A 21,226-nucleotide genomic window follows, 5' to 3' on the forward strand; every position below is an offset into this window, starting at 1 on the left:
TCCCTCAAAGTCGCCCGCAGGCCTCTAAGGCCTGCGGGCCGTTAGCTTACTTCTTCAGCAGCGCGCACTTGCTTTCCGACAGCGGCGTGAAGGCCTGGTCGCCCGGCACCGTGCCGACCAGCTTGTAGAAGTCCCACGGTCCCTTGGACTCGGAGGGCTTCTTCACTTCGAACAGATAGGCATTGTGGATGGTGCGGCCGTTGGGCTGGATCTCGCCCTTGCCGAACAGATCGTCCTCGGTCGGAATCGACTTCATCTTCTCCACGACCTTGACGCCGTCGTGCGGATTGCCACCGAGCGCTTCCAACGCCTTGAAGTAATGACGCAGGCCCGAGTAGACGCCCGCCTGCACCATAGTCGGCATCGCGCCGTTCTTCATCCGCTCGGAGAACCTCTTGGAGAACGCCCGGGTCTGATCGTTCATGTCCCAGTAGAAGGTCTCGCTGAAGTTCAGGCCCTGCGCCGTCTCCAGGCCGATCGCCTTGACGTCGGTGAGGAACAGCAGCAGCGCCGCAAGCTTCTGGCCGCCCTTGACGATGCCGAACTCGGCCGCCTGCTTGATCGAATTGGTGGTGTCGCCGCCGGCATTGGCAAGGCCGATGATCTTGGCCTTTGAGGCCTGCGCCTGAAGCAGGAACGAGGAGAAATCCGGCGTGTTCAGCGGATGCTTGACGCCGCCGACCACCTTGCCGCCATTCGCGGTGATGACCGCCGTAGTGTCACGCTCCAGCGCCGCACCGAAGGCGTAGTCCGCGGTCAGGAAGAACCAGGTGTCGCCCCCGGCCTTCACCAGCGCCTGGCCGGTGGTATGGGCGAGCATGTAGGTGTCGTAGGTCCAGTGCACGGTGTTGGGCGTGCACTGCGCGTTGGTCAGGTCCGAGGTCGCCGCCCCCGAGTTGATGTAGACGCCGTTCTTCTCCTTCACGACATTGTTGACCGCGAGCGCCACGCCGGAATTCGGCACGTCGACGATGATGTCGACCTTGTCGACGTCGAACCACTGCCGCGCGATCGCGGTGCCGATGTCCGGCTTGTTCTGGTGATCACCCGAGATGATGTCGATCTTCCAGCCCTTCGCGGTGAGGCCGGAATCCTCGACGGCCATCTGGGCCGCAAGCGTGGAGCCGGGGCCACCGAGATCGGCGTAGAGGCCGGACTGATCGGACAGCGCGCCGATCTTGACGGTCTTGTCCTGCGCGGAAGCGACGCCTGCTGCGGCGAACGTCAGCGCGGTGGTCAGCAGAAATGACGCAAGCGACCTGGTCTTCATGCAACTTTCCTTTTTGAATTTTCTCGTTGGCAGTTCTAGACGCCGAGATAGGTGTGGAGCTTGTCCATGTTGGCGGCAAGCTCCGCGTTGGAAAATCCGTCGATGATCTTGCCGTGTTCGACCACGTAATAACGATCCGCAACGGTGGAGGCGAAGCGGAAGTTCTGCTCGACCAGGAGGATCGTAAAGCCCTCCTTCTTGAGCCGCGCAATGGTGTGGCCGATCTGCTGGATGATGACCGGCGCGAGGCCCTCCGTCGGCTCGTCCAGCATCAGGAAGCTCGCTCCGGTGCGCAGGATACGCGCGATCGCGAGCATCTGCTGCTCGCCGCCGGACAGCTTGGTGCCCTGGCTGGTGAGACGCTCCTTCAGGTTCGGAAACAGGTCGAAGATCTGTTCGAGCGGCAATCCCCCTGCCCGCACCACCGGCGGCAGCAGCAGGTTCTCCCGCACGTCGAGGGTCGAGAAGATCCCGCGCTCCTCCGGACAGAACGCGATGCCCAACCGCGCGATCTTGTCGGAGGTCGTGCGGATGATGTCCTGATTATTGAACTTCACCGAGCCGGTACGCTTGCCGATGATGCCCATGATTGACTTCAGCGTGGTCGTCTTGCCCGCGCCGTTACGCCCGAGCAGCGTGACAACCTCGCCCGCATTCACGTCGAAGTTGATCCCGTGCAGGATGTGGGACTCGCCGTACCAGGCTTCCAGGTTGCGGACCTGAAGGATGTTGCCGCCGGTTGCGGCCTTTGCCGGAGCTTCCGCGGTTGCAGTCTCAGGCATGACCGGCTCCCAGATAAGCTTCCTTGACGCGCTCGTCCTTGGTGAGATCGGCGTAATTGCCCTGCGCGAGCACCTGCCCGCGCGTCAGCACGGTGATGATGTCGGAGAGATTGGCGACGACGCTCAAATTATGCTCGACCATCAGGATGGTATACTTCGCCGAAATACGCTTGATCAGCGCCGCGATCTTGTCGATGTCCTCGTGACCCATGCCGGCCATCGGCTCGTCCAGCAGCATCATCTCCGGGTCGAGCGCGAGCGTGGTTGCGATCTCAAGTGCGCGCTTGCGCCCGTAGGGCATCTCCACCGCGGGCGTATTGGCAAACTCGCTGAGGCCGACATCGTTCAACAGCTCAAGCGCGCGATTGTTGAAGCGGTTGAGCACCGACTTCGAGCGCCAGAAATCAAAGGAGCTGCCGTGCTGGCGCTGAAGCGCGACACGGACGTTTTCAAGCGCGGTGAGATGCGGAAATACCGCCGAAATCTGGAACGAACGCACCAGCCCCATGCGGGCCACGTCGGCCGGCGCCATCGCGGTGATGTCCTGTCCCTTGTACAGGATTTTTCCGGCGGACGGTTTCAGGAACTTGGTCAACAGATTGAAGCAGGTCGTCTTCCCGGCCCCGTTCGGACCGATCAAGGCGTGAATGCTCCCACGGCGGACCTTGAGCGCAACGTTGCGGACAGCAAAGAAGCCCGCGAACTCCTTGGTCAGGCCTTCCGTTTCGAGAATGAACTCATCGGCCAAACAGATCTCCCCCTCCCCGCGCGACGCGCTGGCCGCGCGTGGCTGTCCTTGTTGACTATCGGCTTTCCGGAGGCCTTGGAGCCCATCCCGGAACGCCGCCTCCGGGCGCGGAATATGCCGGAGGTGACGGGGGTTAGGCAAGGCGGAAAGCTAAGCAGATCAAGCCTCCGGCCGGGATACATATGCTCCCTTAGTCGGAGGTGTTTTGATATCGCGCCCGCCCGGCTTCCCGGTTCGCAAAGCGCCGGTCATCAAGCTGTCGTTAACGGTCTTTGGTCCCGCGCGCCAGCCTTCATAGAAAATTTTCCCGCGGCAAGGATCATGCCGCGCGTTTCTGTTCGCCGGGAATATTGTTTTGGATTTCGCAAGCGCTGCTCCCTCCATCGTCAAGTCGATCAAGCAGCGCGATCTGTTGAACACGTGGCTGCGACTTTACGCGCGCCAGCAGATTGCACCGGCGATCTGGGAGTACCAGCCCGCGCGACTCGAGGAGGAGCTGTCCGATCTCATCTACTACACGGTGGATACGTCGACGCCGACGCCGCGTCTAACGATCCAGAGCGAAGGCACGCGCATCTCGCGCGCCTACGGGCATACCGGCAAAGGCATTTTCCTGGACGATTATGTGGGGCCGCGGCTCGCGTCGTTCGTGATGCCCATCTACCATGAGTGCGTTGCGTGCGGACTTCCGGTCTACAGCATTGCCGACGTCGACGACATCTACGGACGCGTCGTCGCCTATGAACGGCTGCTGCTGCCTTTCCTGACCGACGACAAGGTCAGCCACATCATCGCGTCGCTGAAGACGTTTTGCGAGGACGGCGGATTCGAGATCAAGAACCTTATGCGCGCAAATGACGCGCTGCCGCGTCCAAAACTGCGCGCCGTGATCGACCACGATCTCTTCCATCGCGCACCGGGCCGCATCGCGGCCGCGGACGTGATCGAATTCACCGACCAGCCCGGCCCCGGCGTCACCGCCGAGATCATCGAACTGAACTAGCCTTTGCGCGACTTGGCGCCGACTTCCTTGGCATAGATATCGGGCTTGAAGCCGACCAGGAGCTTGCTGCCGATTTCCAGCACCGGTCGCTTGATCATCGATGGTTGCGCTAGCATCAATGCCAGCGCCTTCTTCTCGTTCAAGCCGTCCTTGTCGGCATCGGGCAGCTTCTTGAAGGTCGTGCCGGCGCGATTGAGCAGCGTCTCCCAGCCGACCTCGTCGCTCCACTGCTTGAGCTTGTCCTTCTCCACGCCCGCGGCCTTGTAGTCGTGGAACTCATAGGCGACGCCATGCGTATCGAGCCAGGCACGTGCCTTCTTCATGTTGTCGCAATTCTTGATGCCGTAGATGATGCTGGGCAAGACCCGGTCCTCGCGCATGCGTGGTGTGATGCTGTGGTCGCGGCGTTGTACGAAACTCCGGTTCGCGCCACAATATTCCGAACGAAGCTGTGAATTCCCCGAACGGACACATCATGCACGTCACCCACGATCCCGCCGCGGCCGCGTCGTCGACAATCGACTTCAACACATTTCTCGCGGTCGATATCCGCGTCGGCACCATCATCGATGCCAAGCCGTTCCCGGAGGCGCGCAAGCCGGCCTGGCGGCTCTGGATCGACTTCGGTCCCGTGATCGGCGTGCGCAAGAGCTCGGCGCAGATCACCGAGAACCATCCGCTGGAGACGCTGGTGGGACAACAGGTCGCGGCGGTCGTCAATTTCCCGCCGCGCCAGATCGGACCCGTTGTCTCCGAGGTGCTGACGCTCGGCTTCCCCGATGCCGAAGGCAAGGTCGTGCTGGTGCAGCCGAGCAAGCGCGTGCCGAACGGCGGCCGGCTGTTCTAGCGTCGCGACTTCGAGCCCGGGCAATAGCCCCCGCTCGGCCCGATCCCCCGTCAATTCCCCTGCTTGAACCGTGCCGCCGATCGGATGGCTTGACGAAGCTTAAACCGATCGATCGGTCACTTATCCGGGGACGGACCCGTGCCGAAAATCACCGAGAAAAAGCGTGAAGGCCGCCGTCAGCAGGTTCTCGAGGCTGCGCTTGCCTGCTTTTCCGAGGATGGCTTTCACCAGACCGGCATGGCCGATATCGTCAAGCGCTCGGGGCTGAGCCATGGCGCGGTCTATCTCTACTTCCGGAGCAAGGACGATCTGATCGAGGCACTGGCGGACGACCGCCATCGCCGCGAGGCCGTGCTCAACTCGGTTGCACAAGGCTCGAGCGATCCGCTCGAAGCGCTTCACGCGCTGGTCCGCGTTTACGCACAATGGCTCACCGAGCCCGCAGGCGAAGCGCGGCGGCGCGTCGGAATCCATGGCTGGGCGGAAGCGCTGCGAAACCGGCGCGTCCGTGCCAGCGTCGTCGAAGGCATCGACATGCCGCGCGCGCTGATCGTGGCGTTGATCGAACGGGCCCAGCATGACGGGCTGATCAAGCGCCACCTCGACGCCGATGCGACGGCGCGCGTCCTGATCGCGATCTTCCAGGGTTTTGTGCTGCAGAAGTGCTGGGGCGAGGACATCGACGTCGAGGCGTGCATGACGGCTGTCGCGGGCGTGATCGATGGCTTTCGCACGACCAAGCCGGACGTCAGGCGCAGGACCAGGGCCTGAGCGATGTCCTGGATCCATGAACTGCTCGCTGGCATCGGCGTCGGACTTGCCGGAGGACTGACGTCGGGCTTCATGGGCGTGAGCCCGGGCGGCGGCCTCGTCGTCTTTTCCGTGCTCCTGCTTGGCGCCGAGCAGCATGTGGCACAAGGCACGTCGCTGATCGCGCAGGTGCCGCCGACGGGTCTTGCCGGCGTGCGCCGCTACTGGCAGGGCGGCAATCGCAGCCCGCTGCCATGGATCATCTGGATTGGACTCGGATTTCTCATCGGCGGCGTGAGCGGCGGCTATGCTGCCGTGGCAGTTTCCGACTCCTTCCTGCAATGGGCCTATGTCGTTTACCTCGTTGCGCTGATCGCGGCGCTCGCTCTGCGGCGTGAACGCAAGGACGGGAATGACGAGATCGGCAAGCGACGCGAGCTGCCGTGGCTGCCCCTACTCCTCGTCGGCACGCTCGCCGGCTTCTCTTCGGGCTTCATGGGCATCGGCGGCGGACTTGCGATCACGGTCGGCCTCGCGGCAGGCTTGCGCGTGCCGCAGCATCAGGCCCAGCTCGTCAGCCTCATCTTCTCCGTGATCCCGACCACGATTCCGCCCGCGTCCATCTACTGGAGCAAAGGCCACGTGGTCGGCTGGCCCGCCATCATCGGCATCCTGGCCGGCCTCTGGGTCGGCACCGACCTTGGCGCGCGGATGGCCAACGGTGTCAGCAAGTCGGTGCTGCGCCGGATGATGATCGGCTTCGTCTCGCTGATGGCGCTCTACATGACCTACAAAGCGCTGAGCTAGCTTCACGGCCGCTTCGGAATATTGAGCCCGCGCTGCACCGCCGGACGCGCCAGCCCGCGCTCGAGCCAGGCGGCGACCGAGTTGAACTGGCTGAACTCGACAAGCTCGCCTGCCCCGTAAAAACCGACGAGATTGCGCACCCAGCCGAGCATGGAGATGTCGGCGATGGTGTAGTCGTCGTCCATGAACCATTGCCGGCCGGCGAGATGGGATTCCATCACCCCGAGCAGACGCTTGGATTCGTCGACGTAGCGCTCGAGCGGCCGCTTGTCCTCAAAATCCTTGCCGGCGAATTTGTGGAAGAAGCCGACCTGGCCGAACATCGGCCCGATGCCGCCCATCTGGAAGTGCACCCACTGGATGGTCTGGTAGCGGCGCGCGGCATCCTGCGGCAGCAGCTTGCCGGTTTTCTCCGCCAGGTATTGCAGGATCGCCCCCGACTCGAACAGCGGCAGCGGCCTGCCGCCGGGACCGTTGGGATCGAGGATCGCCGGGATCTTGCCGTTCGGATTGAGCGAGAGAAATTCAGGTGTCTTCTGATCGTCCTTGCCGAAGTCGATGAGATGGACCTCATAAGGCAGTCCGATCTCCTCCAGCATGATCGAAACCTTCACCCCGTTGGGCGTCGGCAGGGAATAAAGCTGAAGCAGTTCGGGATGCTTGGCTGGCCAACGCTTGGTGATGGGAAAGACGGACAGATCAGACATCAGGACCCCTGCTTCATTCTTGAGACGCCTGCTAATCTAGGCGAGCCGTCGAATGGCGCAAGGTCGGGCGGCCATCACACGATTATCCCGTGCCGAAGCTTCTTCACAATGGCCGCAGCAAATGACTTGTCGCGTAGGCGATCTCGCGCTCTGCGCGCTGCTCGATGAAGAGCTGCCCGGTGATGAGCAGGGCTGCGGTGAAGGCGAGCGCGAGCATCGCGGTCGCGAATTGACTGGCATCATTCATCGCGGATTTCTGTCTATTCGGTTCGCACGGAGAACGCGAGCCAGCCACCGCAGTTCCTATTCATGCCAAAGAAACTGCCATTCTTTCCCGATAGGTATCGGTGCCCGCGGAAGCCGACAGTCTCAGTAGTTGATCTCCATCCGCAGGCCGCGTGGATCGATCTCGTCGCCGCCGACACGCTGCGTGCCGTCACGCGCCGCAACCGCGCAGGCACAGGCATCAATCAGATCGTCGCGGCCGATGCCGGTGCCGTGACGCTGCGTCAGCCATTTGCGCAGTCGTGTGAAGCCGCGTTGCTTCAGGAGCGCGATGCGCTGCGCGCGGCCGTGCGCAGATGTCTTCGGTTCGAGCCGGACACGGCCAGCGAGATTCCAGAAGATCAATTCCGGATGCGCTTCACCGATGGTCTCCTGCCGTGCCGGCGTCATGACATCGTCGATCTCCTTAAGCTTGTCCCTGATGTTCCAGAGCTGAGCCGACACACCCCTGCCCTTGCCTTCGTGCTCCCAGTAATGCCGATTGGCCGCCGCCATGTCTGAGAACTCCCAGAGGTTTCGGCGCGCGCCGAGGAACACGGCTGCGCCGACCATCTGGCGAGCATGTAGATCGCAGACGCGATAGCCATCGGTCTTCAATCCGATCGGCATGTCGATCATCGCCCTCGCATGCGGCATCGCGAGCAGCCGCGTGAGCCCCGGTGAATAATCGAAGCCGTGATCGCCGCTCTCGTCGATCCAGGCCGCGACCCAGCCGTAGCGAAATCCATCGAGGCCGAGATAGGTTGGCACGTCATTCGTCCGTCATTTGCAATTCTCACACACGTGTCGCTTGACATCCGCAGGTTGCGGGCGTATTTCCGCGGCCCTCGCGAACACTTGCGTTCGCGAATGACAACATGAACCGAGCGATGCTGCACCGCTACGAAATCCTAACCTGCATGTCGAATGGCCTTCGGCCAATCGATTTCGCATGCCCGGCTCATGGGAGCGATCTCGCTTGAGAGCGAGATCGACAGTCCGCTTCTCACGGACCCTCCCGAGCCTGCCGCTCCGGAGGGTTTTTTGTTGCCCACCGCGCGGCCTGTTTGAACATCCCGGCAATCGCCGGAAACGGGAGACCCGGATCCCGGGGCTCGCGCTGGAGAGGCGCGTGCCCAAGCGCGCGGGGCCTGCCGGAGGGAACGAGGCGAAGAGCCGGACACCGATGGCAGAGCGAACCCCAAAGGGTTCGCAAACTGCGGCGCGTCGAAAGCGCCGCGATAGAATATTCGTAAATCGGTTTGCCGCGATGGTCGCGGCTCAACCGACGCTGGTGGTGAAGATGTCGGATACTTCTCCACCACGGCAAAGCGGGTATGCCTCCCGCCTTTGACACACGCACCGGGATGCGGCCTCGGAAAGGGCTTGCACGCGGCCCGGCGCAGTATCTGTGAGCAAGGACGGATCCTGTGTTGTCGTCACTGAAAGCCGATGTCGCCCGTTCCCCAGCGTATCGATCAACGGCCGGTGCGAAAGCTCCGGCCTGGCGGTGGTGAAGATGTCTGTTACTTCGGTTAGAGCGCCGGCCTGGCTTGCCAGGACGGAGGTCGCGGGTTCGTATCCCGCCGGCTGAAATGCCGTAGCTCAGTCCGCTCAAAGAGCAGAGCAGCGTCGCCCGTTCCCCGCCAACCCCATCACGGTCCGTGGTGAAGATTTCTGTTACTTCGCCTGTCACGCGAGAGGTCGCGGGTTCGAATCCCGCCCGGTGTTCCATGCACCGGTAGCTCAGAAGTTAGAGCGCTTTCCGGCCAGCTTCGGCTTGCCGGGTCACAGCAATCGCCTGTTCCCGGATCGTGTCATTCTTGTCCCCCATCGCCGGTGGTGAAGAGCGCTGTTACTTCGGATCGCAAGGTCGAAGGTTCGGCTCCTTCCGGACGAAAGTCCGTAGCTCAGCGGTAGAGCATGTGACGTGCCCGCAAGGGCAGTACAGCCTCGCTTGTTCCCTGGCCCCGGTTTCCATTCCACCATCAACCCAGAGGAGGCCGTCATGGTCAGGCTCAACAAGATCGTTCGCGCCTTCACGCGTGAGGGCGCACGTGCAACGCGCTTCACGCCCGAGATGGAGCTGAAGCGGGCGCTGATGAACTGCCTCCTGTGGGAGGACCAGTTCTACGAGGACGGCGTTTCGATCGCCGACCGCATCAAGGCGCTGGTGTCCAAGGTCGCCCCCGCCCGCGTCGCGCAACTCGCGATCGAGGCGCGCGAGGTGATGAAGCTGCGGCACGCACCGCTGCTCGTCATCCGCGAGATGGCGCGCAACGAGAAGCATCGCGCTCTCGTCGCCGACACGCTCGCCCAGGTGATCCAGCGGCCCGACGAGATGACAGAGCTGCTTGCGATCTACTGGGCGGATGCCCTCGGCCCGATGCAGCAGCGCAAGCGTCAGCCGGTCTCGGCGCAGGTCAAGAAGGGCCTCGCCCGCGCACTGACCAAGTTCGACGCCTATCAGCTCGCCAAGTACGACCGCGACGGCGCGGTGCGCATCCGGGACGTGCTGTTCCTGGTGCACGCCAAGCCGAAGGACGCCGAGCAGGAAAAGGTGTGGAAGCAGCTCGTCGACGGCGAGCTCGCCTCCCCCGACACCTGGGAGGTTTCGCTCTCGGCCGGAAAGAGCAAGCGCGAGACCTTCGAGCGGCTTATCGCCGAGCGCAAGCTCGGCGGCATGGCGCTCTTGCGCAATCTGCGGCTGATGCAGAACGCGCAGGTGCCGCGCGAGACCATCGCAGGCACGATCGAGGCGATGCGGACGGATCGTATCCTGCCCTATCGCTTCATCACGGCGGCGCGCTATGCGCCGGATTTCGAGCCCGAGCTCGAAGGTGCGATGCTGAAGTCGGTCAAGGACCATGTGCGGCTCCCCGGCCGCACACGGCTGCTGATCGACGTGTCGGGCTCGATGTTCGCGACCCTCTCCGCGCAGTCGGAAATGACGCGCGCGGAGGCGGCGTGCGGTCTCGCCATCCTGGCACGCGAGATCTGCGACGAGGTCGAGATCTTCACCTTCAGCAATGAAGTTGTGAAGGTCCCGCCCCGCCGCGGCTTCGCACTGCGGGACGCGATCATCAACTCGCAGCCGCATGGCGGAACCTATCTCGGCAAGGCCGTCGCCGAGATCGACCGCAAGGGCGACCGCCTGATCGTCTTCACCGACGAGCAGAGCCACGACCAGGTGCCCGAGCCCAGGGCGCGCGGAACGATGGTGAACGTGGCCTCGTATCAGCACGGTGTCGGCCACGGCGCCTGGACCCGCGTCAACGGCTTCTCTGAAGCCGTGGTCGCGTGGATCGCGGCATCGGAGACGGCGCTGAACTGATGCGCAACGACAACGGCCCCGGACGCGAGACATCGCGCCCGGGGCCTCCGAAATCTCTGAAATGATCCTCGTGCCCCGGCTATGATGCGCGCGGGATGTGAAGCAGGAAGCAAAACCATGCGACGATCTGATCCTTACATGGAACGTGCCCGCGAGCTCTGCCTCGCCGCCGGTGTCGATCCGGATTCGCGCGTCGGCGAAGGACGCGGCCAGCCGGCCTGGTGCCTGTACCGGGACGCGGCGCGCAAGGAGCATCTCGCCCGCGAGGCCAATGCGGCCGCGAGCGAGATCGCAAACCTTCGTCCGCAGGAGGCGCGCTTCCAGAACGCGCCGCTGAAGATCTTCGGCGCGCATGACGAGGCGACGGTTACGCAGATGCGCAACTGCATGGCGGTCGGCAATGTCGTGTCCGGCGTGATCTGCGCCGACGGCCATCTCGGCTACGCCCAGCCGGTCGGCGGGGTCATCGCCTACGAGAAGCAGGTCAGCATCTCCGGCGTCGGTTTCGACATCGGCTGCGGCAACATGGCCGCGCGGCTCGACACGCACTTCGACGACATCGCGGGCATCGTGCCCACGATCATCCGCGACGTCGCCAAGACGATCTCGTTCGGGGTTGGCCGCGCCAATGCCGAGCGGGCCGAGCACGAGCTGTTCGACGACGCAGAAGCCTGGCGCGAGAGCGACATGGAGGCCTACCGCCAGAAGGCGGTGAGCCAGCTCGGCACGGTCGGGTCCGGCAACCACTATGTCGACCTCATGCGCGACGAGGAAGGCTTTGTCTGGATCGGCGTCCACTTTGGAAGCCGCGGTCTCGGGCACACCTCCGCGACGCGCTACCTGAAGGCCGCCGGCGGCAAGGACGGCATGAACGTCCCGCCCGCCGTGGTCGACGAGGACTCCGAGCTCGGCCGCCGCTACATCGCCGCGATGCATCTCGCCGGGCGCTATGCCTATGCGGGCCGCGAGTGGGTCGTGGAGCGCGTCCGCCGGATCATCGGCGGCAACGTGACCGAGAGCGTGCACAACCACCACAACTATGCCTGGCGTGAGACCCACGGCGGCAAGGATTTGTGGGTGGTGCGCAAGGGCGCGACGCCGGCGTTTCCCGGCCAGAAGGGATTCGTCGGCGGTTCGATGGGCGACGACGCCGTGATCCTCGAGGGCGTCGATAGTCCGGAAGCCAAGGCTTCGCTCTACTCGACCGTGCACGGCGCCGGCCGCCTGTTCGGGCGCAAGGAGGCGAAGCGGCGCTTCTCGCGCGCGGAGATGGACCGCTGGCTCAACGAGCGCGGCGTCACCTTGATCGGTGCCGACCTCGACGAGAGCCCAATGGCCTATCGCCGCCTGCCCGACGTGCTGGCGCAGCACGCCGGCACCGTGCGGGTCTTGCACACGCTGCGGCCGTTCGCCGTCGCCATGGCCGGCGAAGGCGAATTCGATCCGTGGAAGGACTAACGACAACGTCGACGGGCGGGAGGAAATGCCTCCCGCCCGCATTGCGCTGTCGCAAGGCAGGGCCGACGAACCGGGCTGCGCCCTCGTCACCCCGCGCCGACCGCCTCATAGGCGAGGCGCTTGAACTCGAAGAAGAAGGGATTCCAGAAGCCCATGTAACGCTGCGTCATCAGGATGCCGGCGGTGTTGGCCTGCGGGCAGATCCACCAATGGGTGCCGGCAAGGCCGCCCCACTGGAATTCGCCAATCGAATTTGCGGGATCAAAGGGCGTCGGCGCGAAGGTGACGGCGCCGCCGAGGCCAAAGCCTTTTCCCGGGACCGGCCCGAGATTGGCGAAGCGGATCGTCCGGCCCGCCGGGAGCTGGTTCGTCATCATCTGCCGCAGCGTCTCGGGCTTCAGGAGCGCGTCCGATCCCGGCAGCAGCGCGCGTACCAGCGCGAGCATGTCCGGGAGGGTCGAGACCAGGCCACCGCCGCCCGACAGCCGCGGGAACGGCCGCCGATAGGCTTGCGGATAGGGCAGGTTGTCGGCTCGCGTGAGGCCGGGCTTCATCGGGTCGAGCACGTCGGCGCCGTTATAAAGCGCGGCCAGCCTGCCCTGCTCCACCTCCGGCACATGAAAACCAGTGTCGGCCATGCCCAGCGGATCGAAGATGCGTGCTTTCAGGAAGGCATCGAGTGACTCGCCGGAGACGACCTCCACGACACGGCCGAGCACGTCGGTAGCGACGGAATATTCCCAGGCCGTGCCGGGATGATAGGACAGCGGCAGATCGGCAAGCCTGTCGATCATGTCGGTGAGCGGTGTCAGCGGATTGAGGATGCGCGCTTCGTTGTACCCCCTGAACAGCACCGTGCCGGGATCGAAGATGCCATAGCTCAAGCCGGAGGTGTGGGTCAGGAGCTGGCGGATCGTGATCGGGCTCTTCGCCGGCTCGACATCAGCGAGACTCGCGGCGCCCGGTTTCAACACCTTGCGATTGCCGAGCTGCGGCAGGAATTTTTCAACCACGTCGTCAAGACCGATACGGCCTTCCTCCACCAGCAGCATGATCGCGCAGGTGACGAAGATCTTGGTGTTGGAGAAGGCCCGGAAGATGTGGTCCGGACGCAGCACAATGCTCGCCTCGCGGTCGGCGAAGCCGACGCATTGCTGATCGACGACATCGCGGCCACGCACCACAGCCCAGGACACGCCCGGGATGATCTCCTGATCGACGTAACGCTGCATCGCCGTCCGCGCAGCGGAAAAATCCCTGGTCCTGGCGTCCATCTGCTCCTGCCTCCCACTATTGGTTGCGACAGATATAGCGAGAGATCACCGGTTGGGAAGCCCGCCTCTCCGACAAGACTTTCAGTCTCCGGCCCGACATTTTTGTTTCGAGGCGTGTTCACCGACGCGCGAGCAACACAACGAAAAGCCCCGCAATTCTTCCGGCAAGGCCTCGTTAAGCGCGCGACCTTTAGCCTCACGGTCAAGTTAGGCGTTTCTCAACTCAATCAAGGTGACCGGCAATGACCTCGATTTCAGCGACCTCCAGCTCCTATTCTCCGCTCGATCTGCTCAAGAGCGAGCTCACGAAGGAAGTCTCCTCAGGCAAGATCAGCTCCAGCGACGAATCGGCGCTGTCGTCGGCGCTCGACGACATCGATTCCTCCCTGAAGAGCGGCGCGAGCAGCAGCTCGAGCTCCTCGACCCCGCCCTCGCCCGACGAGATGCAATCCAAGATCGACGACCTCATCCAGAACGAGGTGTCGAGCGGCAAACTGACCAGCGACCAGGCGAGCGAGCTGAAGAACGTGTTCGCCAACACCTTCTCCGGCAGTGCCGGCGGGCCGTCCCCGCCGCCGGACGCAAGCAGCGACAGCTCGAGCACCAGCAGCACGAGCAGCACGTCCTCGTCCAGCTCGTCCTCCACTAGCGACGCGGACCTGATGAAGGAGCTGATCGCACTCCTGAAGGACGCGACGAGCCAGACCTCTTCCTATTCCTCCAGCGGCAGCGCCTCGTCGTCCTCCTCGTCGAACGCGCTGCTCGTGGACTACAAGACCTGATCAACGACCCGGGGGCGCGCTTCACGCCTGCTTCATCAGCGCGGTGACATGCATGCGGCGGCGGATTCTCATCCCCTGCCGCTGGTACAGCGCGATCGCCGATGCGTTGTTCGAAAACACGTGCAGGAATGGAATTTCGCCCCGCGCCTCGATCTGGCGCGCGATCGCCCCGAGCAGCGCCTGGGCGTAGCCGCGCCCGCGATGGGCAGGATGCACGCAGACCGCCGTCATCTCGGTGAAATTGCCAGGCTTCATCCGCTCGCCGGCCATCGCCACCAGTTCGCCGCCTGAGCGGATCCCGAGGAACGCGCCGAGCTCGTGCGTCCGCGCGGCGAACGGACCAGGCTTGGTCAGCGCGGTCAGCGCCATCATGGCGGGCACGTCGGCGGCCCCTAACGTGACGATTTCGGCGTCGCGCAGCGGGCTATCGGCGGGCGAGCCGATCATTTGCTCGCCGGTCTCGGCGAGCACGACCTTGAAGCCGGCGGGAGGACTGATGGCTTCAAGGGTGAACAGCGCGGCAACTTCCGAGCCCGACAGGAGCTCGGCGAGCGCTGCGAAACTCGCCGCCGACATATCGACCATGTCGGCGAAGGGCGTCATCGTCACGGGATAGCGTATCGCTCGCGGGCCGCCCTCCGCCAGATGCTTCTGGCGGGTCGTCAGCGCAGTCCAGATCGGGCGGTCCAGCAGCCTTACATCGCTGTCGGACACCCTGTCCTACTCCTTGTCGAAGCTGACGATGACGGCCGCATTGGCGATGAGGATGGAATCGCTACCCTGCTCGGCCGGAATTTCGAGCCCGCCCTTCACTGCGTTGACCGTGACGGTGCCGTAAGGAAGCTCCTTCGCGACCGCCTCCTTGTCGACGGCTTCCGGGTTGGGCACTGCGATCGTCGCGTCGACGAACATGTCATTCGCGGTCTTGCCGAGCATCCGGAAGAAGCCGAGGCTCGAGTGCCTGATCGCATCCGAGACGGCGCGCTTTGCCGCCTTGGTCGCGTCCCTGCCGTGGACGTCGACACCCATGCCCATCTCGGTGATACAGCGAACGCGGGTCATTTCCATTCCTGCCAGTTGTGGAGTTCAGAGGGGCTGACCTTCCGCGATCCGCGCCTCCGGCACAAGCGTCTTTTCGCGCAGGAAATATGTGTTGCGGTCTTCCTCCTGTGCATTCACGACGGCGCGAATTCGCAAGAGATCCTTGCGCGCAACCAGACCTACGACACGAAGGTTGGCGCGCTCGACCACCGGCAGGCGCCCGAGATCGGAAGCGACCATGAGATCGGCAACCCGCCCCAGCACGTCGTCGGGATGTGCCACCACGGCCGAGGTGTCCGAGACGACATCATCGAGCGTTGCAGCCTGGTGATCGCCCTCGGTGCGCCAGCGCAGCACGTCGGCGCGGGTGACCATTCCGGTGAGCCGTCCATCGGCGGTGACGACGGGGTAGGACTTGTGACGCCGTTCCTCCGAGGTGAAGAAGGCGACCGCCGCGTCGTTGGGCATGTCGACCGGCAAGGTGTCGACGTTCTTCACCATGACGTCGGCGGCGCGCAGCAGTTCGAACGGATCGATCGCATATTCGCGCGTGATGTGCTGGCCGCGACGCGCGATCTTCTCAGTGAGGATCGAGCGCTTCAGCAGCAGGACGGTGACGGCATGCGCGGCTCCGGTCGCGGCCAGCAGCGGCAGCAGCATGTCGATGTTGCCGGTCAACTCGATTGCGAACATCACGCCGGTGAGCGGCGAACGCATCGTGCCGCCCATCATCGCGGCCATGCCGACCAGCGCCCAGAACGAAGCGCCACCTGGCAGGACGAGCCCCTCCATCCAGCCGGCCGTACCGCCGAGAATGAGCAGCGGCGCCAGCACGCCGCCAGACGTGCCCGAGGCCAGCGCGATCACCCAGATCGCGGACTTGACCAGCAACAGCCGGATCGCCTCGTCGCGCATCATGTGGCCGGACAACAGATCAGCGATGACGTCGTAACCGACGCCGAGCGCGCGCGGGTCGACGAGACCGCCGAGGCCGACGACCAGGCCGCCCAGCATCGGCCACCACATCCAGTGCAGCGGTACATGGTCGAACAGATCCTCGGCCGCATAGAGCAGCCGCGTCATCAGTCCGGATTGCAGGCCGGCAACGACGCCGACGCCGATCGCAGCCGCCAGTCCCCACCACGGCAGGTCCGGTCGCTCCGCGAACGGAAACAGCGGCCCGGTTCCGAACAGCAGTGGCCGCCATGCTGCCGAGATCACGGCGCCCGTCACGACCGGCAGGAAGCTGCGCGGCTTCCATTCGAACAGCAACAGCTCGACCGCGAGCAGGACCGCCGCGATCGGCGTGCCGAAGATCGCCGTCATGCCGGCGGCCGCGCCCGCGACCAGCAGCGTCTTGCGCTCGGCCGCAGTGAGATGGAAGCACTGGGCGAAGATCGAGCCGATCGCGCCGCCGGTCATGATGATCGGTCCCTCGGCGCCGAACGGACCGCCGCTGCCGATCGACACCGCCGAGGACAGCGGCTTCAGGATCGCCACCTTCGGCTGCATGCGGCTGCCGCCGATCAGGATCGCCTCGATCGCCTCGGGAATGCCGTGCCCCCGGATCTTCTCCGAGCCGAAGCGCGCCATCAGCCCGATCACGAGACCGCCGAGCGCGGGCGCCAGCACCATCCAGAGCCCCGGATGGGCGTTCGCGAGCGAGACGTTCTCTGTGCTGACCTGGCCGAACCAGACCAGGTTCGTGACCAGCGCAATCAGCTTCAGCAGCACCCCGCCGGCGCCGGCGCCGGCCCCGGCGCTGCCGACCAGCAGGGCCATGCCGATCAGGACCAGCACGCGGCGGTCGGCAGTGAAGTCTCCGAGCTTGCCGCGATGACGCGGGAGCCCGCCGGTGATGTCCAGGGTCTGGCGCATGTTTGCTCTTGTCGGGAGGATTCTCGCGCCTGCCAATATATCGGGGAACGATATATTTCAAGGAATGGCTGGTATCCCCGTGCACCAAAATCAGACACGGCCGCAATTGAAACGTCCGGTTACAGTCCCCCTTGCGGCACATCCTTCGAGACGCCCGCTTGCAGCGGCCTCCTCAGGATGAGGTCCTGTTTTCGCGGCCGGATCCTTGACCCTCATGGCGAGGAGCACCGGGCACGGCGCGTCTCGAACCATGATGCCGCGCACATTCACCGCCTCCGAAGGGCCATCGCCCCTACCTGTCCCGCGCCCGCAACTCGTCGACCAGCACCCGCACGTTCTCGGAATAGTCGATCGGGATCGAGATCAGGTGCACGCCGCCCTCCTTGAACGCGGCATCGAGCGTCGGCACGAAGCTGTCGATACTCTCGATCCGATGTCCTTTCGCGCCATAAGCCTTGGCGTACAGGGAGAAATCGGGATTGCCAAAGGTCATGCCGAAATCCGCAAAGTGATCGACGGCCTGCTTCCAGCGGATCATGCCGTAGGCGTTGTCTTCGAGCACCAGAACGACAAGGTTGAGCTTGAGACGGACGGCCGTCTCCATCTCCTGGCTGTTCATCATGAAGCCGCCGTCGCCGGCGACCGCGAGCACGCGGCGGTCGGGATAGAGCATCGCCGCCATCATCGCCGACGGCAGACCGGCGCCCATCGTCGCCAGCGCATTGTCGAGCAATAGCGTGTTGGCGACGCGGGTGCGGTAGTTGCGTGCGAACCAGATCTTGTACATGCCGTTGTCGAGCGCGACGATGCCGTTCTCGGGCATCACCTGCCTGATGTCGTGCACGATGCGCTGCGGCGTCGGCGGCCAGCGCGCCTCGGTGGCGCGATCGGCGATGTGATTGAGAATTCCTTCACGCAACGGCAACAGCGCTGCTGCCTGCGGCAGCTTGCCTTCGACGCGGTCGGCCAAAAGCTCGAGACTCGGGCCGACGTCGCCGACGACCTCCGCGTCGGGAAAATAGACCTGCTCGACACTCGCCGGCGTGTAGCTGACGTGAATGACCTTCGGGCCGGAAGGCCCCATGATGAAGGGCGGCTTCTCGACGGGATCGTGACCGATCGCCACGATCAGATCGGCTGCATCGATCGCGTCATGGACGTAGTCGCGCTCGGACAGCGCCGCGGTGCCCATATAGAGATTGGTGCCGCCGGGCACAGTGCCCTTTCCCATCTGCGTGGTGAAGAACGGCATGCCGGTCCGGCGCACGAAAGTCGCAATCCCATGTGTCGACCGCGGCCGGCTGGTCGCGGCCCCCATCATCACCAGCGGACGCTTCGCGGCCAAGATCATCTCGGCGGCGCGGTCGAGCGCGGCGCGATGGGCGACGGGGATTTCGATCGGATGAACCGGGATCACCGGGACGGACGCCACCTCCTCGCCGGCGACGTCCTCGGGCAGTTCGAGATGCACAGGCCCCGGCCGCTCCTCCATCGCTGCGCGGAAGGCATCACGCACCACCGTCGGGATGCTGGAGGCGCTGACGATCTGGCGGGCTAGTTTCGTCAGCGGCTTCATCGTCGCGACGACGTCAACGATCTGGAAGCGCGCCTGCCGGCTGCTCATGATCGCCTTCTGGCCGGTGATCAGGATCATCGGCATCGCGCCGAGATGCGCATAGGCCGCACCGGTGGACAGGTTGAGCGCGCCCGGGCCGAGTGTCGACAGGCAAACCCCCGGCTTGCCGGTCAGCCGCCCATGAGTTGCGGCCATGAAGGCTGCGGCCTGCTCGTGGCGGGTCAGGACCAGTTCGATCCGGGAGTTGCGCAGCGATTCCACCAGGTCGAGATTTTCCTCGCCGGGAACGCCGAAGATGCGGTCGACGCCCTCATTCTCCAGCGCCGCGACAAGCAGATCCGATCCCTTCACCTTGCGTGCCTGCTCGCTCATGTCGCCTCCCGCATGTTCTGCTGTCTCCCGTGTTCCACGGGAGAGCGCATGGTAGCGGTCCTTGGCTCCGGCACAACTCACAATGCGGCGCGGTTGGCGCTACTCTCTCAATATGGTCGTCCCGGCGAAGGCCGGGACGACATCGGGGAGATAGTATGCACACTATCTCAACAAACACCGTCATTGCGAGCGCAGCGAAGCAACCCAGAATCCCTCCGCGGTGACGTCTGGATTGCTTCGCTGCGCTCGCACTGACGGAGTGTGGTCGACAGCGATCGTCACTCTCGTGTCCCGGACGCGCTGCAACGCGTTTACGCTGACGCCGGCCGCGCGCTGCTCTGGTGGTCGTTTCTCGCACAGCGGGATCCAATGGCTATCAGCAATGACCGCTTCCGCGCCGGCTGGTCGGCGCTGGTGTCGGTCCTGGGCGCCCCCCGGATGACGGCCATCGCCGCCGCCCTGGGGGTCGAGGTCGGGGCCTAGGGCATGTACTGATAACGTCGGCTTCCGGGGGTAAAACGGAAGTTGCCCGCTTGGTCGTCGCCGGCTGCTTTTGACCCGCAGCGGACTCTCGTGACGGAAATTGGCTCCGCCACAGCAGACATTGATGCAGCCGTAAGCGATCGACGGGAAGCTACTCGGTCCGCTCGTAAGTGGTGACAACTACGATGTCTTGGCCATCTACAGTGCTTTTGAATGACGGTGTTGTCACCGTCAACTTGTTGCCCGCCGTCTCCACTTGATACGTCCGGGTGGTGCCGATCCATGACTGGACCCAGGCGATATCGACGTTGTAGATGACCTTGTTGCCTTCGGTCTTATAATTACCGCCCCACGCAAACATACTCTTGAAAAGTTCGACACGTTCCGCGTCCGTGGGGTCGGCCTTCTCGTTCTTTTTACGGTCTTGTGACACCGCGAAGATAAGAAAGCGGCCACCCTTCGTGTAGTAGGCGTAACCCAGCGGGTGCTCGCCGAACGTAGCGGCGGTCTTGCCCGTCGCCACTTCCTTGCGAGCAAAGCTTGTCAGCTTCCACGTACCGACAATCGAGGATCCCAAATCCTCGCCTGCGACCGGTTGGGCCAACGTCAGAAGGAAAACAAGAGCTACTGCTGAGATCAGAGTGCGTTTCACGGTAACCTCCCAATTCGGTTGAAAGCGCCGCGACGCGTGAATTATTGCCTCCATGGAAATGAGCGAGTCGTGTGAACTGTGGGCACCGCTCGCGCTGGCAATAAAAGAATGTCGGCAATGAAGGCATGTTGGCCTGGTCTCGCGAGCGGAGACCTCGGCATTTCCTGCTTCAAAGACCAACTTCTTACAACTTACACCAGTTTACGGCTTATGTGGAGGGTATGGGCAGTTCCGGCCCTGGCCCATCGCGACGAATCCTGCCGGCCTTACTGAGATCTCCTTTCGGATGTGGAGCCGACGCGATTTGCTGGCCGCGCACCTGTGGTAGCCGCGCGGCTGGCACCTCGTCGAGTACGCCATCCGCACCTGCAATCAGTCTCTTGCGAAGAAGCGAGCCTTAAGCCTTCAGGTCCGTGATCCTCATAATTGCGACCACGCTCCCGTCATTGTACGCCTGCTCTTTTGTGTCTTTGTTGCAGGTCCAGACAAAGTTCTTCTTCGCCGTAAAGGTCTTTCCGTCCTGGTCAAGCCGCATCTCCCCTTCAATGATATGGCAGACCATGGCATTCATCATCGGGGGACCCATGGTCTTCGATCCCGGTTGCATGATGACATCGCGCATCGAGACGGTCTTAAAACCGGGGATGATGGATGGGGTCTCGCCATCATAAGCGCGCACCACGACACCTGGCCACGGCGTCTCATCCTTGTAGCCCGTCGTCTGAGCGGCGGCGGGCTTCACGAAGGCCGCCGAGGCCGCTGCCAATCCGATTCCCAACGCTGACCTTCGATCGATCTTGTTCATCGTTTTCTCCTGAGGTTACGGCAGCGACCCGCCGCAGAAGCGGCGCGCGCATTTCATGGAATGTGAATTCTGGTGCGAACCGAAAAAAAGCGTCGGTCTCTTGAGAGTGCGTGCCTGCCGATGGCATTAGTCCTGTCCTCGAACGGCAATCTCGGCACGTCCCGCTTCCACGGCAACTGCATTCTATCTGACGTGCCGGAGAAACAGGTGACGCACAATGTCTCACCTTGGAAGACCGGACCACGGTGTTGGCAGGTTCACTGCCGGCCAGCCGATATGGCAAGTCAGCGTCACTGACCGGCCCCGGCAGTAAGTGCGCTGCCACACCCGATTGCTGACGACTGCGGCTCCCTGGAATGTCCGGATTTGGCCCTTTCGCTGCCGCGCAGTAAT

The 21,226-nt window shown here is 63.7% G+C and carries 21 protein-coding genes; 7 read left to right on the top strand and 14 right to left on the bottom strand.

The window, feature by feature from the left end:
- Positions 1-46: 46 nt before the first annotated feature.
- The 3 genes from AYJ54_RS16250 to AYJ54_RS16260 are packed head-to-tail and all read right to left on the bottom strand — an operon-like array spanning position 47 to position 2,800.
- Entirely contained in the window at positions 47-1,270 is a 1,224-nt protein-coding gene (locus AYJ54_RS16250; RefSeq protein WP_063700034.1) for an ABC transporter substrate-binding protein, read from the bottom strand.
- 35 nt (positions 1,271-1,305) lie between these two features.
- Positions 1,306-2,052, bottom strand: a complete 747-nt coding sequence (locus AYJ54_RS16255; protein WP_063700036.1) for an ABC transporter ATP-binding protein — start codon at positions 2,050-2,052, stop codon at positions 1,306-1,308.
- Positions 2,045-2,800: an ABC transporter ATP-binding protein gene (locus AYJ54_RS16260; protein ID WP_063700038.1), complete on the bottom strand. Its 756-nt coding sequence runs from the start codon at positions 2,798-2,800 to the stop codon at positions 2,045-2,047. Before AYJ54_RS16260 ends, AYJ54_RS16255 begins: the two co-directional genes overlap by 8 nt.
- Positions 2,801-3,155: 355 nt before the next feature.
- Here AYJ54_RS16260 and AYJ54_RS16265 point away from each other — a divergent pair, with 355 nt between their 5' ends.
- Complete coding sequence (locus tag AYJ54_RS16265; protein WP_063700040.1) at positions 3,156-3,803, top strand: PAS domain-containing protein; 648 nt, start codon at positions 3,156-3,158, stop codon at positions 3,801-3,803.
- On the opposite strand, the gene AYJ54_RS16270 is transcribed toward AYJ54_RS16265, so the two are convergent.
- Positions 3,800-4,165 (bottom strand): ArsC family reductase, encoded by a 366-nt coding sequence (locus AYJ54_RS16270; RefSeq protein ID WP_063700517.1) that lies wholly within the window; start codon positions 4,163-4,165, stop codon positions 3,800-3,802. The two genes, AYJ54_RS16265 and AYJ54_RS16270, sit on opposite strands and share 4 nt — an antisense overlap.
- A 113-nt stretch (positions 4,166-4,278) precedes the next feature.
- On the opposite strand from AYJ54_RS16270, the gene AYJ54_RS16275 reads away from it, so the two are divergent.
- The 3 genes from AYJ54_RS16275 (at position 4,279) to AYJ54_RS16285 (ending at position 6,207) form a co-directional block, all read left to right on the top strand.
- Positions 4,279-4,650: a tRNA-binding protein gene (locus tag AYJ54_RS16275; protein WP_063700042.1), complete on the top strand. Its 372-nt coding sequence runs from the start codon at positions 4,279-4,281 to the stop codon at positions 4,648-4,650.
- Positions 4,651-4,788: 138 nt separating this feature from the next.
- Positions 4,789-5,421, top strand: a complete 633-nt coding sequence (locus AYJ54_RS16280; RefSeq protein ID WP_063700044.1) for a TetR/AcrR family transcriptional regulator — start codon at positions 4,789-4,791, stop codon at positions 5,419-5,421.
- A 3-nt stretch (positions 5,422-5,424) separates the two neighbouring features.
- The gene (locus AYJ54_RS16285; RefSeq protein WP_063700045.1) at positions 5,425-6,207 is read left to right on the top strand and encodes a sulfite exporter TauE/SafE family protein; all 783 of its coding nucleotides are present in this window, start codon (positions 5,425-5,427) and stop codon (positions 6,205-6,207) included.
- Between the two features lie 2 nt (positions 6,208-6,209).
- Here the strand turns inward: AYJ54_RS16285 and AYJ54_RS16290 are convergent, their stop codons facing one another.
- The 3 genes from AYJ54_RS16290 to AYJ54_RS16295 all read right to left on the bottom strand — a co-directional run bounded on the left by AYJ54_RS16290 (position 6,210) and on the right by AYJ54_RS16295 (position 7,949).
- A complete protein-coding gene (locus AYJ54_RS16290; RefSeq protein ID WP_063700047.1) occupies positions 6,210-6,914 on the bottom strand; it encodes a glutathione S-transferase family protein in 705 nt (234 codons plus the stop codon).
- Between the two features lie 103 nt (positions 6,915-7,017).
- Complete coding sequence (locus tag AYJ54_RS51305) at positions 7,018-7,161, bottom strand: hypothetical protein (protein WP_201724200.1); 144 nt, start codon at positions 7,159-7,161, stop codon at positions 7,018-7,020.
- A 122-nt stretch (positions 7,162-7,283) separates the two neighbouring features.
- A complete protein-coding gene (locus tag AYJ54_RS16295; RefSeq protein ID WP_063700048.1) occupies positions 7,284-7,949 on the bottom strand; it encodes a DUF429 domain-containing protein in 666 nt (221 codons plus the stop codon).
- 1,237 nt (positions 7,950-9,186) lie between these two features.
- Between AYJ54_RS16295 and AYJ54_RS16300 the strand changes: the two genes are divergently transcribed.
- Positions 9,187-10,512 (top strand): TROVE domain-containing protein, encoded by a 1,326-nt coding sequence (locus AYJ54_RS16300; protein ID WP_063700050.1) that lies wholly within the window; start codon positions 9,187-9,189, stop codon positions 10,510-10,512.
- Between the two features lie 117 nt (positions 10,513-10,629).
- Positions 10,630-11,970, top strand: a complete 1,341-nt coding sequence (locus AYJ54_RS16305; RefSeq protein WP_063700519.1) for an RtcB family protein — start codon at positions 10,630-10,632, stop codon at positions 11,968-11,970.
- An 86-nt stretch (positions 11,971-12,056) separates the two neighbouring features.
- Here the strand turns inward: AYJ54_RS16305 and AYJ54_RS16310 are convergent, their stop codons facing one another.
- Positions 12,057-13,244 (bottom strand): serine hydrolase domain-containing protein, encoded by a 1,188-nt coding sequence (locus AYJ54_RS16310; RefSeq protein ID WP_136623734.1) that lies wholly within the window; start codon positions 13,242-13,244, stop codon positions 12,057-12,059.
- 242 nt (positions 13,245-13,486) lie between these two features.
- Here AYJ54_RS16310 and AYJ54_RS16315 point away from each other — a divergent pair, with 242 nt between their 5' ends.
- The gene (locus AYJ54_RS16315; protein ID WP_063700054.1) at positions 13,487-14,026 is read left to right on the top strand and encodes a hypothetical protein; all 540 of its coding nucleotides are present in this window, start codon (positions 13,487-13,489) and stop codon (positions 14,024-14,026) included.
- Positions 14,027-14,047: 21 nt separating this feature from the next.
- On the opposite strand, the gene AYJ54_RS16320 is transcribed toward AYJ54_RS16315, so the two are convergent.
- The 6 genes from AYJ54_RS16320 to AYJ54_RS16350 all read right to left on the bottom strand — a co-directional run bounded on the left by AYJ54_RS16320 (position 14,048) and on the right by AYJ54_RS16350 (position 20,833).
- The gene (locus AYJ54_RS16320; protein ID WP_063700056.1) at positions 14,048-14,740 is read right to left on the bottom strand and encodes a GNAT family N-acetyltransferase; all 693 of its coding nucleotides are present in this window, start codon (positions 14,738-14,740) and stop codon (positions 14,048-14,050) included.
- A gap of 6 nt (positions 14,741-14,746) precedes the next feature.
- Complete coding sequence (locus tag AYJ54_RS16325) at positions 14,747-15,088, bottom strand: Lin0512 family protein (RefSeq protein WP_063700522.1); 342 nt, start codon at positions 15,086-15,088, stop codon at positions 14,747-14,749.
- A gap of 24 nt (positions 15,089-15,112) precedes the next feature.
- Positions 15,113-16,945, bottom strand: a complete 1,833-nt coding sequence (locus AYJ54_RS16330) for a chloride channel protein (protein WP_063700057.1) — start codon at positions 16,943-16,945, stop codon at positions 15,113-15,115.
- A gap of 292 nt (positions 16,946-17,237) precedes the next feature.
- Positions 17,238-18,893, bottom strand: a complete 1,656-nt coding sequence (locus tag AYJ54_RS16335) for an acetolactate synthase large subunit (RefSeq protein ID WP_063700059.1) — start codon at positions 18,891-18,893, stop codon at positions 17,238-17,240.
- 634 nt (positions 18,894-19,527) lie between these two features.
- Entirely contained in the window at positions 19,528-20,028 is a 501-nt protein-coding gene (locus tag AYJ54_RS16345; RefSeq protein WP_161491867.1) for a lipocalin-like domain-containing protein, read from the bottom strand.
- A gap of 397 nt (positions 20,029-20,425) precedes the next feature.
- Complete coding sequence (locus tag AYJ54_RS16350) at positions 20,426-20,833, bottom strand: hypothetical protein (RefSeq protein ID WP_063700065.1); 408 nt, start codon at positions 20,831-20,833, stop codon at positions 20,426-20,428.
- Positions 20,834-21,226 lie beyond the last annotated feature (393 nt).

Source organism: Bradyrhizobium centrolobii (assembly GCF_001641635.1).
Taxonomy (GTDB): Bacteria; Pseudomonadota; Alphaproteobacteria; order Rhizobiales; family Xanthobacteraceae; genus Bradyrhizobium; species Bradyrhizobium centrolobii.

Coding starts and splice junctions, on each gene's coding strand:
- AYJ54_RS16250 (WP_063700034.1), bottom strand. CDS start 1,270: ATGAAGACCAGGTCGCTTGCGTCATTTCTGCTGACCACCGCGCTGACG.
- AYJ54_RS16255 (WP_063700036.1), bottom strand. CDS start 2,052: ATGCCTGAGACTGCAACCGCGGAAGCTCCGGCAAAGGCCGCAACCGGC.
- AYJ54_RS16275 (WP_063700042.1), top strand. CDS start 4,279: ATGCACGTCACCCACGATCCCGCCGCGGCCGCGTCGTCGACAATCGAC.
- AYJ54_RS16285 (WP_063700045.1), top strand. CDS start 5,425: ATGTCCTGGATCCATGAACTGCTCGCTGGCATCGGCGTCGGACTTGCC.
- AYJ54_RS16290 (WP_063700047.1), bottom strand. CDS start 6,914: ATGTCTGATCTGTCCGTCTTTCCCATCACCAAGCGTTGGCCAGCCAAG.
- AYJ54_RS51305 (WP_201724200.1), bottom strand. CDS start 7,161: ATGAATGATGCCAGTCAATTCGCGACCGCGATGCTCGCGCTCGCCTTC.
- AYJ54_RS16300 (WP_063700050.1), top strand. CDS start 9,187: ATGGTCAGGCTCAACAAGATCGTTCGCGCCTTCACGCGTGAGGGCGCA.
- AYJ54_RS16305 (WP_063700519.1), top strand. CDS start 10,630: ATGCGACGATCTGATCCTTACATGGAACGTGCCCGCGAGCTCTGCCTC.
- AYJ54_RS16310 (WP_136623734.1), bottom strand. CDS start 13,244: ATGGACGCCAGGACCAGGGATTTTTCCGCTGCGCGGACGGCGATGCAG.
- AYJ54_RS16315 (WP_063700054.1), top strand. CDS start 13,487: ATGACCTCGATTTCAGCGACCTCCAGCTCCTATTCTCCGCTCGATCTG.
- AYJ54_RS16325 (WP_063700522.1), bottom strand. CDS start 15,088: ATGACCCGCGTTCGCTGTATCACCGAGATGGGCATGGGTGTCGACGTC.
- AYJ54_RS16330 (WP_063700057.1), bottom strand. CDS start 16,945: ATGCGCCAGACCCTGGACATCACCGGCGGGCTCCCGCGTCATCGCGGC.
- AYJ54_RS16335 (WP_063700059.1), bottom strand. CDS start 18,893: ATGAGCGAGCAGGCACGCAAGGTGAAGGGATCGGATCTGCTTGTCGCG.
- AYJ54_RS16350 (WP_063700065.1), bottom strand. CDS start 20,833: ATGAACAAGATCGATCGAAGGTCAGCGTTGGGAATCGGATTGGCAGCG.